Here is a 14,007-nt window from a genome sequence, read left to right as displayed (position 1 = left end):
CAACTTCATGCCGCGGCGCGGCCGGCCTCGAGCAGCGTGGTGGCGTACATGGCCTGCACGGCCGCCGCGAACCAGGCGTGCGACTCCATCCGTGCGGCGTCGCGGCCGTGCGCGAGCGCGTCCCGGTGCCGTCCGGCCAGCCGGGCGATCCAGCCCAGGTGGGCGACGTACCAGGCGGTGTAGCCGGTGTAGCCGGAGCGCCGGTTGATCGTGATCGCCCGGCGCACCAGGGCCTCGGCGTCGTCCCAGCGGCCGGCCGCGAGGTGCGGGAACGCCGACTCGAACACGCACCACTGCAACAGGCGCAGGTCGCCGGCGCGGCGCACCCGCGGCTCCATCTCCGCCAGCACCGCGCTCAGCTCGGTGACCTGCCCCAGGTAGGCGTGGGTGGTCTTGCGGGCGTCCCAGGCGGCGAGCAGCGCCTGCTCGTCGCCCGAGGCCAGCGCCGCCTCCCGCGCGCGGCGGCCGTGCCGGAACGCGTCGCCGAAGTCCAGCCGGTTGCAGTCGAGCACGGTGAGCCAGCCCAGCAGCCGGGCCTCGGCACCGCGGTCGCCGAGCTGCTCGGCCAGGCGCAGCCCGTCGCGGACGTGCGCGGCGCCCTCCTCGACCGGCCGGCCGATCCCCGCCCAGGACGGCCCGCCGAGCTCGTACAGGGCGTCCATCTGGAGCCGGCGGTCCCCGGTCTCCCGGCCGATCCGGACCGCGGCGGTGTGATCGGCGAGCGCCTCGCCGAACCCGAACGACGTCTCCCGGACCCGGCCACGGGCCAGGTGCCCCCGGCCCAGCAGCTCGGCGTCGCCGATCCGGGCGGCGGCCTCGATCGCGCGGTCGTAGAGCGCCTCGGCGTCGGCCATCGCGTACCGCTGGGCGGCGCAGGTGCCCGCGGCGAGCCACGCCCGCGCGGACCGCCGGTCGTCCCCCGCGGCGGCGGCGTGCCGGGCCACCGCTTCCGGATGCTCCGAGAGCAGGTCGGCGGCCCGCCGGTGGTACGCGATCCGGGTCGGCTCCGGCAGCGAGCCGTACAGCACCTCCTGGACCAGGTCGTTGGCGAACTCGTACGCCCGCCCGGCGACCACGGTCAGCCGGGTCCGCAGCAGCCGCTCGCACCGCCGCGCGGCCTCCGCCTCGGCCACCCCCAGCAGCCCGGCCGCCGTGCCGGGCGCGAACGAGGGACCCAGCACCGCGGCGGCCCGCAGCAGCTCCTCGGCCTGCACCCCGGCGCGCCGGACCCGGGCGAGCACCCCGGCGCGCAACGACTCCGGCACGCCCGGATCGCCGGCCGCCAGCGCACGAAGGCTCTCCACCACGAACAGCGTGTGCCCCCGGGTGCGCCGCTCGATGGCCTCGGCGTGCCCGGCCTGGCCCGCGGCCTCGGCCAGCCGGCGGATCGCGGCGGTGTCCAGCGGTTCCAGCGCCACGCCGCGGGCCACCGGCGCCAGCGTGGCCAGGGCCCGGTCGCCCTCGCCGTCGCGCACGGTGGCCACCACCAGCACCCGGGCGTCGCGGACGCGCCGGGCCAGGTAGTGCAGCAGCTCCACGGTCGCGATCCCGGCGTTCTGCAGGTCGTCGACGGTGACCAGCAGCGCCTCGTCCCGGGCCAGGCGGGTCAGGAACGTGACGACCGCGTCGTACGCCCGCCGCCGCTGCACGTCCGGGCTGCCGCGCTCGGCCGCCGCCGCGCCGAGCAGGTCCGCCGCCTCCGGCACCAGCGCCGCCAGCGCCGGGGCCCGATCGCCGGCGGCGTCGCGTACCCGGTCGGCGGGCAGCCCGGGCAGCAACCGGGTGAGCGCCTCCACGACCGGTTGCAGGAACAGCGACCGTTCCGCCTCGTAGCAGCGGGTGGCCAGGACCCGCCCGGTCACCGCCGCCCGCCGGGCCAGCTCGTCGGCGAGCCGGGTCTTGCCGATGCCCGCCTCCCCGCTGATCAGCAGCACCGCCCCGCGCCCCGCCGCGGTGTCCTCCCAGGCCTGCGCGAGCAGGGTCAGCTCCCGGTCGCGCCCGGCCAGCCCGGCCGGCGGCGGCGGTGCGGCCACCGCCGGGGTGCCGCGCAGGATCGCCACGTGCAGGGCCCGGGTCGCGGCCGCCGGATCCACGCCCAGGTCGCCGGCGAGCACGGCCCGGAGGCTCTCGTACGCGGCCAGCGCGCGCACCGGCTCCCCCAGCGAGTCGTACGCGCGCATCAACGCCCGGCACGCCTCCTCGTCGTACGGGTCGGCGGCCAGCGCGTCCGCCGCGACGTCCCGGGCGACCGCCGGCGCCCCGGTGGCCAGCGCCGCCCCGGCCAGCACGCGGCGGGCCCGGCGTACGGTCTCGGCCTGCTCGGCCCGGGCCGCGACCACCCACCCGGCCTCGGGCTCGCCGGCCAGCAGCGGCCCGGCGAGGAGCAGCTCCAGGGCCTGCCCGGCGGCGACCCGGGCCGCGGCGGGCGAGGAACCGAGCCGGCTCTCCGCCTGCCCCAGCAGCAGCGCGGCCTCGTGCAGATCGGTGCTGACCTCGTCGCCGAGGCGATACCCGGCGCGCCCGCCCAGCACCACGCCGGGCCCGGAACCGGCGCGGATCCGGCTGACCAGCGTGGCGACGTTCTCCGCGGGCCGGGCCGGCGGGTCGCCGGGCCAGAGCGCGGCCACGATGCGGTCGACGGTCAGCAGCCGGCCGCGGGCGCACCCGAGCAGGGCCAGCAGCGTCCGCGCCTTGCGGCTGCCGATCGCGGACGCGGACCGGTCACGGCCGCCGCGCTCCAGCACGAGCGGCCCCACCAGCCGCAGGCGCAGGGGCTCCACCCCGTCTTGCTACGCCGCGAATCTCCCCAGGTCAATCGGCTAACCGACGCGCCGGGCAGGGCGGGGCGGCGAACGCCGGGTGGGCGCCGGCGGTCCAGCGGCAGCCGAACGCCGGGTCCGCCACCGTGCGCCGGTCGAGGATCGCGTCGCCCGGCGGGCGGTGGCCGGTGCGTACCCAGGCGACGAGGTCGTCGAAGCCCTGTTGCAGCTCGGCCGGGGTGAAGTCGCAGTGGCCCACGCCGCGGATCGCGCGCGACACGAACAGCCGCGACCGGCCGTGTGCCGCCGCGCGGCGGGCGTACGCCTGCTCCATGGAGAGCGGTACGAACAGGTCGCCGAGGTCGTGCAGCGACAGCACCGGCACCGGGGGCCGGCCGTCGACGCGGGGGATGCCGGCCAGGCCCGGGTCGGCCCGCGCGGTCCGGCGTACCCGCAGCACCCCGGCGTTGAGCCGCCACTCGGCGGCGGTGGGCCACCGGCGGTCGGTGCTGCGGTAGACGGTGAACCGGTTGTCGGTGACGTTGCCGGCAGCGATCCCGCCGGTGCCGCCGGTGATCCCCGGGTAGAGCCCGAACAGGAACGGCAGGTCGGCGAGCGGGGCGAGGGAGCGGGCGGAGTTCCAGTACGCGAACGCGCCGTCGAAGCCGGGCCGCTCCCCGCCGCTGCGCCGCTCCACCACGTCGGACCAGGTACGCCCGGCCGCGGTGAGCACGGGCGGGGCGCCGGCGGTCACCCCGAGCGCGGGCAGCATCGCGCTCACCCGGGTGCGCCACCGCTCGGCCTCGTCGGCCGGGGGCGACAGCGGGAAGTCGATGGGGACCCCCGCCAGCGCCGCGGCGGTCACGTTGGCGTCGAGGAAGTAGTCGTACAGCTCGGTGTCGCCCAGCACGCCGCAGTACGGCATCGCCCCGGCGAACGCGCGCGGATGCTCCTCGATCCCCACCGCGGTGACGTGCCCGCCCATCGACGCGCCGCTGAGGTAGACCGCCCGGGCCCGGACGCCGGTCACCCGGCGGAAGACGTCGAGGAGGGCGTACGAGTCGCGGACGCCCTGACCGACGTCGTAGCCGTTGGTGCTGTAGCTGGAGGCGGCCCAGGCGAAGCCGCGGGCGATGTAGTGGGTCCGCAGCGCCGGGTCGTCGACGTAGACGGTGGTGCCGGTGCCGCGGTAGCCGTGGGCGTACACGACCAGCTCGCCGTTCCACCGCACCGGCACCTCGATCCGGTACGCGGCCCCGTCCCGGATGCCCGTGCGCACCCGCGAGACCGGTACGCCCGCACCGTCGGTCAGCGCGGCGAACGGGGTCCCGTCGGGGTTGCAGGCGGGGTCCGCGACCAGGTATCCGGGCCGGGTGGTGCTGGGCACGGGAGCCGCACATCCGGCGGGCGCCGCGGCGGCGGGCGGGGCGGTGAAAGAGAGGCCGGCGGTCAGCACCGCGGCGGCCAAGATCGCAACGTGTTTCCGGCGCACCACCATGAGTTACCTCCATGGTGAATCCAATGACCGGCGTCGAAGCCTGTCAAGGCCCGGCACCGGGATCCGTACGCCGCCGGGGCGCGCCCATGTCGTATGGTTGGCGGAATTCCGCACATCTGTGCAGCCGACGGGGGTCGGTCCGGGAAGGCACCGAAACATTGGGCAAAGAGGGTCTGCGGTTCTCCGTGCTGGGGCCTTTGCGCTGCTGGCGCGGCGACACGGAGCTGCTGCTGGGCTCGCCGCGGCAACGGGCCGTGCTGGCGGTGCTGCTGCTGCGCCGGCGCCGTCCGGTGACCGCCGGTGAGCTCATCGACGCCGTGTGGGGCGACGAACCGCCCGCCACCGCCGGCGCGGTCCTGCACACCTACATCTCCCAGCTGCGCCGCTCCCTGGAGACCAGGCAGGGCGACTCCCCCGACGGCCGCGTCATCGTCAGCAGCCCGCACGGGTACGCCCTGCAGGGCCTGCACGCCGGCAGCCTCGACCTGGACGACTTCGAGCAGCGCGTCGTCGAGGCCGACGACCTCGCCGCCCGCGGCGAACCGGCCCGCGCCCGCGACGTGCTGCGCACCGCCCTGGCCATGGGCGAAGGCACCCCGCTGGCCGGCATCCGCGGCCCGTTCGCCGAGGCCGAACGGGCCCGCCTCGGCGAGCTGCGGATGAGCGTCACGGAGAAGTGCCTGGAACTCGAGCTCGAGTGCGGCCGGCACCGCGAGATCGTGCCCGAACTCGCCGCCCTGACCGCGGCGCACCCGCTCCGGGAACGGCTGCGCGGGCTGCTCATGGTGGCGCTGTACCGCTGCGACCGGCAGGCGGAGTCGCTCGCCGTGTACGCCGACATCCGGCAGGTCCTCGACGAGCAACTCGGCGTCGAACCCGGCCCGTCGCTGCAGGAGCTGCACCGGCACGTGCTGCGCAACGACCCCCTCCTGGCGCAGCCGGCGGTGGAGACCGGCGTACCCGCGCAGCCCGTCGTCCCGGCCCAGCTCCCCGCCGACCTGGCCGACTTCACCGGCCGCACCGCCGAGGTCACCCGGCTGGAGGCCACCCTGCGCGCCGCCGGGCGCGGCACCGCCGTGCCCGTCACCGTCGTGACCGGCATGGGCGGCGCGGGCAAGACGACCCTCGCGGTGCACGCCGCCCACCGGGTCCGCGACGCGTTCCCCGACGGCCAGCTGTACGTCGACCTGCGCGGCGTCGAGAACGACCCGGTCAACCCCGCCGACGTGCTGGCCGGCTTCCTGCGCGGGCTCGGCAGCGCCGACGCGCACGTGCCCCCGGGCCTGCCCGAACGGGCCGCGCACTACCGGTCGGTGCTGTCCGGCCGGCGCGTGCTGGTGGTTCTCGACAACGCCCACGACGCCGAGCAGGTCATCCCGCTGCTGCCCGGCTCGGCCGGCTGCGCGGTGCTGGTGACCAGCCGCTCCCGGCTCGGCACCCTGCACGCCTCGGACCGGGTGCCGGTGCAGAGCCTCGACGCCGAGACCGCGGCCGGCCTGGTGTCCCGGGTCGTCGGGCGGGACCGGGTCGAGGCCGAGCAGCAGGCGGTGCGGCGGCTGGTCGCGCTCTGCGGCGGGCTGCCCCTGGCCGTACGGATCGTGGCGGCGCGGCTGGCCGTCCGTCCCGAGTGGAGCATCGCCGAGACCGCCGGGCACCTGGAGGACGAGCAGCACCGCCTCGCTGAGCTGCGCATCGAGGGGCTCGGCGTCGAGGCGACGTTCTGGCTCGGATACCGCCAGCTCGCCGAGGAGCAGGCCCGGGCGTTCCGGCTGCTCGCCCTGCCCGCACCCGCCACGCTCGGGCTCGCCGAGGCGGCGGCGGTGCTGGACCGCCCCGCGGACGAGGTCGAACGGGTCGTCGAGTCGCTCGTCGACGCCGGCATGCTCGAGTCGCCGGCCCGGGGGTCCTACCGGTATCACGACCTCGTGCGGCTGTTCGCGCGGGCTCGCGCGGAGGATCAGGAGAGCACCGCCGAACGCGACGGCGCCCTCACCCGCCTGCTGGACCTGCTGCTCGCCACGACCCGCAACGCCTACCGGCTGATCCGCCCCGGGCAGACCGTGCCCGACCACGTGCGCCCGACCGCCGCCCCCGGCCCGGCCTTCACCACCGAGCAGCAGGCGTACGGGTGGGGCGCCCAGCACCTCACCGCCGCGCTGCAGGTCGTGGAGCAGACCGCGGCCATCGACCCCGGCACCGCCGCCGACCTGGTGCTCGTGCTCGACCCGGTGCTGCACGCCGAGTTCCGCTGGAATGACCTGGTGCCGGTGGCGCGTACGGTCCTCGAGCACGCCCGCCGCACCGGCGACCGGCAGGCCGAACGCCGGCTGGGCTACATGCTGGGCGGCGCGCTGATGCAGATCGAGCAGCTCGGCGCCGCCCGCGAGCTCATCGACCGGGCCCTGCTGCTCTGCGCGGACGGCACCGACGAGGTCACGTACGCGATGACCCTCAACGTCCTCGCCATCCTGGAGAGCCGCGCCGGCCACGGCGACCGGGCCCTGGAGGTCTACAACCTGGCCATGACGGCCGCGCGCACGGCCGGCGACGAGGCGGTGGAGGCGCTCGCCCTCGGCAACGTGGTGCAGATCCGCCTCGACCGCGGCGACGCCGACCCGGCGCTGCTGCACCAGGCGGAGCGGCAGCTCGCCATCTACGAACGGCTGCGCGACGAGCACGGCACGGTGATGGCGCACTACCGGCTCGGCCAGGTCTACCGGCGGCTGGGCCGCCCGGCCGACGCCCTCGCCGTGCACCAGCAGTCCCTCACCGCGCTCGGCCCGTCGGGCTCGCCGCTGATGCAGGCGGGCAGCCTCGTGCGCAGCGCGGAGGCCCTGCTCGACATGGGCGCGGCCAGCCTCGCCGCCCAGTACGTCCGCCGCGGCCTCGCCCTGACCCGCCGGCTGCGCTGGTCACGCCTGGAGGCCCTGGCGATCCGCGTCCACGGCGACGCCCTCGCCCAGCTGGGCGACTCCGCGGCCGCCGCCGCGGAATGGCACCGCTCGATCGGCCTCTTCGAGAAGCTGGGCGCCGCCTCCGCCGCGGAGCAGGGCCGCCGGCGCCTGGAGGCGATGGCCGAGCAACCACCCCGCCGCCAGGCCTCCTAGCCTCCTAGCCTCGCAGGTTCGCCACCAGCAGGCGGCCGGTCGCCTCGAGGTGGGCGCGCATCGCGGCCTCGGCGGCGGCGCCGTCGCGGGCGAGGACGGCGGCGACCACCGGCTCGTGCTCGGCGTGGATGCCGGCCAGGGTCCGGCCGCTGACCGTCGTCGGCGGCCCGAGCAGGGCCGTCGCCGAGCGCAGCTGGGCGACCACCGCGGCCGCGCGGGCGTTGCCCGAGGCGCGCAGCAGCAGGTCGTGCAGGCTGCGGTCGGCCGGCCAGAAGGACGCGTCGTCGTCGCGGGCGGCCGCGACGGCCATGGTGGCCAGCGCCGCGCGGACGGCGGCGTGCTGCTCGTCCGTGCCGTGCGCGGCGGCCTTGCGGGCGGCGGGCGGTTCGAGGGCGAGCCGGATCTCGATGATCTCCTCGACGTCGTGCGCGCGCGGCGGCAGCACCCGGAAGCCGCGGTTGCGCCGGATCTCGACCAGGCCCGCCTCCGCCAGGCGCAGCATGCCCTCGCGGACCGGGCTGCGCGAGACCCCGAGCAGGTCGGCCAGCTGATACACGGAGTAGGTCGTGTCCGGCACGAGCTCGCCGGCGGCGACGCCGTCGCGCACGGCCTGGGCGACGGCGTCGGCGAGCGACGGGGCCTCGGGCGGGAGCTGAAGCGCGGGCATGAGTAACATGTTACTCATGGATCATGTGGTGGCCGCCCTGGAGCGGGCCGGGCTCGAGGTGCGCGCCGACGCCGGCACCCGGGGCATGTACGCCTCCGACGCCTCGCTCTACCGGATCCCGCCGCTGGCCGTGGTCCGGCCCCGGCACACCGACGAGGTGGCCGCCGGGCTCGCCGTCGCCCGCGAGACCGGGGTGCCGCTGACGTCGCGCGGCGCCGGCACGTCGGTCGCCGGCAACGCGGTCGGGCGCGGCATCGTGCTCGACTTCTCCCGCCACCTGAACCGCGTCCTCGAGATCGACCCGGAGGCCCGGACCGCCGTCGTCGAGCCCGGGACCGTGCACGCCGTGCTCCAGAAGGCCGCAGTGCCGCACGGCGTCCGCTTCGGGCCGGACCCGTCGACCCACCCGCGCTGCACCGTCGGCGGCATGATCGGCAACAACGCCTGCGGGTCGCGGTCCCTGGCGTACGGCCGGACCTCGGACAACGTCACGGGCCTCGAGCTGCTGACCGCCGCCGGCGACACGATCGTCACCGGGCCGGAGGGCGTGGACGGCGGCGGACCGCTGCTCGACGACGTCCGCGCCGTGATCGGCAAGCACCTCGCCACCGCCCGCACCGAGTTCGACCGCTTCGGGCGTCAGGTCTCCGGGTACGCCGTCCAGCACCTGCTGCCGGAACGCTTCGACCTGACCCGGGCCCTCGTCGGCTCGGAGGGCACCCTCGCGGTCATCACCCGGGCCACCGTCAGGCTCGTCGTCGACGCGCCCGTCCGGGTCGTCGTGGTCCTCGGCTTCCCCGACATCGTCGCCGCCGGCGAGGCGGCCCCCGCCGTCGTCGCGCACGGCCCGACCTCCTGCGAGGGACTCGACTCGCGCCTGCTCGACGTGCTGCGTGCCCGCCGCGGCGCCGACGCCGTCCCGCCGCTGCCGCGCGGCGGCGCCTGGCTCTTCGTCGAGCTGGCCGGGGACGACGCCGGCGAGGTCGAGTCCCGCGCCCGGCGCCTCGCCGCCGACGGCATCACCGCCGACTCGCTCGTCGTCACCGACCCCGGCACCCAGGCCCGGCTGTGGCGCATCCGCGAGGACGGCGCCGGGCTCGCCGGCCGCGCCCCCTCCGACCGTCCCGCCTGGCCCGGCTGGGAGGACGCCGCCGTCCCGCCCCAGCGGCTCGGTGCCTACCTGGCCAGATTCGACGAGCTGGTCTCCGCGTACGGGATGAGCTCCGCGCCGTTCGGGCACTTCGGCGACGGGTGCCTGCACGTCCGCCTCGACCTCCCGCTCGACCAGCCGGGCGGCACCAAGGTCATGCGCGACTTCCTCACCGACGCGGCCCGGCTCGTCGGCGAGTTCGGCGGCTCCCTGTCCGGCGAGCACGGCGACGGCCGCGCCCGCTCCGAGCTGCTGCCGCACATGTACTCCCCCGACGCGATCGCGCTGTTCGCCGGGATCAAGCACGCCTTCGACCCGGGCAACCTGCTCAACCCCGGCGTGCTCGTCGACCCCGACCCGGTCGACGCCGACGTCCGCCCGGCCGGCCGCTTCCCGCTCGCGGGGCTCGCCCTGGCGCACCCGCACGACGACGGCGACCTCGGCCAGGCCGTGCACCGCTGCACCGGCGTCGGCAAGTGCCGCGCCGACAACACCGCCGCCGGTGGCGTCATGTGCCCCTCCTACCTGGCCACGCGCGAGGAGAAGGACTCCACCCGCGGGCGCGCCCGGGTGCTCCAGGAGGTGGTCCGCGGCGAACTCGCCTGGTCGGACCCGTCGGTGCACGACGCGCTCGACCTCTGCCTGTCCTGCAAGGGCTGCGCCTCCGACTGCCCCACCGGCATCGACATGGCCACGTACAAGTCCGAGGTGCTGCACCAGACGTACCGCGGGCGGCGGCGGCCACGGTCGCACTACACGCTGGGCAGGCTGCCGTTCTGGGCCCGGCTGGCCGGCCGGACGCCGCGGCTGGCGAACCTGGGCGTCCGGCTGCCCGTGCTCGGCCCCCTCCTGCTGTGGCTGGCCGGCGTCGACAAGCGGCGCTCCGTGCCGGCGTTCGCGCGGCGCCCGTTCCGGCGTACGTTCGCCCCCGCCGAGGCCGGGACCCGCAAGCCGGTCATCCTCTTCGCCGACTCCTTCTCCGACGCGTTCTCCCCCGAGGTCGCCGACGCCACCGTGCGGGTGCTGCGCGCCGCCGGTTACGAGCCGCGGCTGCCGTCCGGTTCCGTCTGCTGCGGCCTGACCTGGATCACCACGGGCCAGCTCGACACCGCCAAGAAGATCCTTTCGCGTACGGTCGCAGCCCTCGCCCCGGACGCGCGCGCCGGCGTACCCATCGTCGGCATCGAGCCGTCCTGCACCGCGGTGCTGCGCGCCGACGTCCACGAGCTGCTGCCGGGCTCCGAGGACGCCGGCGTCGTGGCCGGCTCGGTGCGCACCCTGGCCGAACTGCTCTCGCAGACCCCCGGCTGGACGCCTCCCGACCTGTCCGGCGTCGACGTGGTCGCCCAGCCGCACTGTCACCAGCACGCCGTCCTGGGCTGGAAGACCGACGCCGACCTGCTCGCGGCCGGCGGCGCCCGGGTGCGCAGGCTCGCCGGCTGCTGCGGCCTGGCCGGCAACTTCGGCGTCGAGATCGGCCACTACGAGGTGTCCGTCGCCGTGGCGGAACAGAACCTGCTGCCCGCCCTCGACGCCGCGCCGGACGCCGTCGTCCTCGCCGACGGGTTCTCCTGCCGTACGCAGGTGGCCGACCTCCGCGACCGCCCGGCCCTGCACCTGGCGCAGCTGCTGGACCGGCCGCCGGCCTGACGGGGTCGAAATAGGTACGGCCGTGCGCTACCGTCCGTTCATCTCCAGCGTCCATCACCAGCGGAGGAGCGGACATGTCCACCTGGATCCGACGGTGCGCGGCAGTAGCCGGCGCCACGGTCGCCGGCATGCTGCTCGCGGTCCCCGCGTCGGCCGCCCCGCCCCCGGCCGAGGTCGACTCGCGCGTCTTCCTCTACAACGAGAAGGGGCTGGACCCGGTCGGCCCCGGCGGCACCGTCACGTACGTCATGACGGCGGCCGGCGTCCCGGAGAACGTGCCGCAGCACCGCACCGTCGTGCTGGACCTTCCGGAGGGCGTCACCTTCCGCTCCGCCGGCAACCCGCTCGCCGCCGGCCCCTGCGTGGCGGACGCCGGCGGCCACAAGGTCACCTGCACCACCCAGGACCCGGTCGACCAGCACCCCGCCAGCGACGCCGCCTGGTGGGTCACCACCGACTTCGCGGACGACCTGCCGATCGGCGAGTACGTGACCGCCAAGGCCACGCTGACCACCGAGATCCCGGACCCCGACCCGTCGAACAACGTCTACACCACCGACGTCTTCGTCTCCGCCCCCGGCGACATGTCGGTCACGATCAGCGCCCCGCCGGGCCCGTGGCCGGCCGGCTCCTCCTTCGACGCGAAGATCAGCGTGCACAACGCCGGCCCGTACCGCTCCCCCGCGGGCCTGCGCACGATCGTCGAACCCTTCAGCCTCCGCTACACCGGCTGGCCGGAAGGCTGCGGCGCCGACCCCGGCGTCATGTACTGCACGGTCCCCATGGTCGAGGCCGGAGCGACGTACAGCTTCACCGTCCACTTCACGGTCGCCGAGTACGACAAGGACCCGATCGTCCTGAGCCCGGAGATCGACCCGTTCGCCCCGGACACCGACCCGAGCAACAACAAGGCCACCTACCGGGCGGACATTACCAAGGCGTCGCCCTCCCCCTCCCCGTCGGCAACCCCCTCCCCAACCCCCACCGCAACCACCGGCGGCGGCACCGGCGGCGGCGACCCCACCCTCCCGATCACCGGCCCCCCGGCGGCGGCCCTCACCCTGACCGCCCTGGCCCTCCTCCTGACCGGCACCACCCTCCTCATCACCCTCCGCCGCCGCGCCTGACCACCGACCCGGCACGGTCGTCCGAAATGTTCGGTATCCCGGCCACCCACTGCGGCGGAGGCGGGTCATACCCGCGGAATCCGATGCGACTTCCGGCGGAGCGAGCGAAGACTTGCGGCCAGGCCTTCCTCCGTGAAGATCGCAGGGGCGCGGTCCTCGCATCCGTCGACGATCGGAACGGACGCGATCGGAGCCGGCGAGGTCTCGCCGGCCCGGTCGCGAGCCTGTTCGGTCTGGCGCTGGTGATCCTGGAGATTCATCGCCGAGTCCCTCTTCCGGTTGATCGTGTGGCGACACAGGACGCGACGATCGCGGCCCGGTACCTCCATCAACTCGCAGCCGGACGGTCGCCGGAAGCCTTTTGCCCACCGGCGAGAATCAATTCTCAGGTCTCGACGACACACGCCTGTCGCCGCACACTGTCCGTAACAGCGGCATGTGTCTGTGGGGCGATCATGGAGACCGACGAGGCGTTCTGGACGTCGGCGCGAATGCGGGCCGCCGTGGCCGCGGACGACGTCGGCGTGGTCATCCGGCTGGCCCGCCTGCGGGCACAGCTCAACCAGACCCAGCTCGGCCGGCGGTGTGGTTACTCGATCTCCACCATCTCGCGCATCGAACGCGGGCAGCCGCCGAGCCAGGACGTTCACGTTCGCCGCCGGATCGGGGAGACGCTGGGCATCCCTCTGGAGTTCCTCGGGCTCGCCCCGTCCGGCGAGTATGGATCGGCTCGGCCTTCCAGCGTGGACACGACGCCGATCGGTGACCTCAGGGTTAGGGTCGGTGCGACCGAGCCCGGGAGAGGTGATCCGATGCGACGACGTGACCTGCTGTCCGGCGTGGCCGCGAGCGCTGCGGCCACAGCCTTGCCGTCGCCGCCGCGGTTGCCCGGCGGCCGGCCGGGCCTGGCCGACCTGCTCCAGGCGGAGACCACCGCCGTTTCCCCACCGGAGCTGTCCGCTCTGGCGCGGCAGCTGCGTGCGGCCCGGCAGGCATTCGGCGCAAGCCGGTACGAGGAGCTCACGCGCCTGCTGTTCGCCCTGATCTCGGGTGCCGCCGCCGCCCGGCGCGACGGACGCGCGGCGGATCGCGGGTCGGCCACGGTGGTCCTGGCCGCCGGATATCGGCTGGCCTCCGAGCTGTCCGTCAAACGCAACGACGATGCGCTCGCCTGGGTCCTGGCGGACCGGGCGCTGTCGGCGGCGCGGATCACCGGCCGGAATGCCCCGGTCGCGCAGGCCGGCAGGTCGGTGGCGATCGCGATGCGCCGCGCCGGTCACCACGCCGACGCGATCGCTCTGCTGTCGAAGAACGCCGAGCAGCTGCAACCGGGTGCCGCACCGACGGACGCCGATGTGGCGACCTACGGTGCGCTGCTGTGCACGGCGGCGTACGCAAGTGCCCAGTGCGGCTCGCGACGCAACGCCGAAGCGTTCCTGTCCGAAGCGGCCGAGGCCGCCGGCAGGCTCAGCGCGCCGGTCAACGCCGGGGAGATCACCTTCAGTGCCACCAACGTGGCCGGCTACCGGATCAGTATCTTCACCGCCCTGGGTGACAGCGCCACCGCACTCGACCATGCTGCCCGCGTCGACGTACGCCGGCTGGAGACCTCGGAACGCTACGCCCGCTACTGCATCGACACCGCCCGGGCGTGGGAGCTGCACGGTCGCCCCGATCGCGCTACCCAGGCACTGGCCGCTGCCGAGGCCGTCGCGCCCGAGGAACTGCGCCGGCCGTCGTCGCACGAGCTGATCACCCGAATGCTGTACGCGCCGACGATCACGCCGAGTGGCCTGCGCGGCCTTGCCGCCCGGGTCGGTGCCGTCACCTGATAGCGACGAGGTCCTGAGACCTCGGGTGGAGCGGACGACGGGATTCGAACCCGCGACCCTCACCTTGGCAAGGTGATGCGCTACCAGCTGCGCTACGTCCGCGTGCGTTACGCCGCCTCATTCTAGTGTGCTGCGCCGGAAATTCGCCTACAAAATCGTGCGAGTGATTCGAGGATCTCCTCGGCGGTCTTGGTCCAGATGAACGGTCGTGGGTTGC

7 protein-coding genes and 1 tRNA gene are annotated in these 14,007 nt (G+C 75.4%); 4 read left to right on the top strand and 4 right to left on the bottom strand.

Features of this window, described 5'->3' with window-relative positions:
- Positions 1 to 5: 5 nt before the first annotated feature.
- Positions 6 to 2,780, bottom strand: a complete 2,775-nt coding sequence (locus CLV70_RS34755) for an ATP-binding protein (protein WP_106130867.1) — start codon at positions 2,778 to 2,780, stop codon at positions 6 to 8.
- A 31-nt stretch (positions 2,781 to 2,811) separates the two neighbouring features.
- On the bottom strand, positions 2,812 to 4,146 hold the full coding sequence (locus CLV70_RS34750; RefSeq protein WP_245908683.1) for an alpha/beta hydrolase family protein: 1,335 nt from the start codon (positions 4,144 to 4,146) through the stop codon (positions 2,812 to 2,814).
- A 296-nt stretch (positions 4,147 to 4,442) separates the two neighbouring features.
- Here CLV70_RS34750 and CLV70_RS34745 point away from each other — a divergent pair, with 296 nt between their 5' ends.
- Positions 4,443 to 7,364 carry an AfsR/SARP family transcriptional regulator gene (locus CLV70_RS34745; protein WP_158277901.1) on the top strand — a complete coding sequence of 974 codons (2,922 nt, stop codon included), beginning with the start codon at positions 4,443 to 4,445 and terminating at the stop codon, positions 7,362 to 7,364.
- A 4-nt stretch (positions 7,365 to 7,368) separates the two neighbouring features.
- Here CLV70_RS34745 and CLV70_RS34740 read toward each other — a convergent pair whose 3' ends face one another.
- Positions 7,369 to 8,031 (bottom strand): GntR family transcriptional regulator, encoded by a 663-nt coding sequence (locus CLV70_RS34740; protein ID WP_106130864.1) that lies wholly within the window; start codon positions 8,029 to 8,031, stop codon positions 7,369 to 7,371.
- Positions 8,032 to 8,047: 16 nt separating this feature from the next.
- Here CLV70_RS34740 and CLV70_RS34735 point away from each other — a divergent pair, with 16 nt between their 5' ends.
- From CLV70_RS34735 to CLV70_RS34725, 3 genes are all read left to right on the top strand, one after another.
- Entirely contained in the window at positions 8,048 to 10,831 is a 2,784-nt protein-coding gene (locus CLV70_RS34735) for an FAD-binding and (Fe-S)-binding domain-containing protein (protein WP_245908681.1), read from the top strand.
- Positions 10,832 to 10,905: 74 nt separating this feature from the next.
- A complete protein-coding gene (locus CLV70_RS34730; protein ID WP_106130862.1) occupies positions 10,906 to 11,958 on the top strand; it encodes a hypothetical protein in 1,053 nt (350 codons plus the stop codon).
- An 83-nt stretch (positions 11,959 to 12,041) separates the two neighbouring features.
- Positions 12,042 to 13,790 carry a helix-turn-helix domain-containing protein gene (locus CLV70_RS34725; RefSeq protein ID WP_158277900.1) on the top strand — a complete coding sequence of 583 codons (1,749 nt, stop codon included), beginning with the start codon at positions 12,042 to 12,044 and terminating at the stop codon, positions 13,788 to 13,790.
- A gap of 26 nt (positions 13,791 to 13,816) precedes the next feature.
- On the opposite strand, the gene CLV70_RS34720 is transcribed toward CLV70_RS34725, so the two are convergent.
- Positions 13,817 to 13,892 (bottom strand) — tRNA-Gly (locus tag CLV70_RS34720).
- Positions 13,893 to 14,007 lie beyond the last annotated feature (115 nt).

It is taken from the genome of Pseudosporangium ferrugineum, from assembly GCF_003002065.1.
Classification (GTDB): Bacteria; Actinomycetota; Actinomycetes; order Mycobacteriales; family Micromonosporaceae; genus Actinoplanes; species Actinoplanes ferrugineus_A.
Note: the sequence above shows the minus strand (reverse complement) of the source record. Positions and strands in the feature narration are given on the sequence as shown.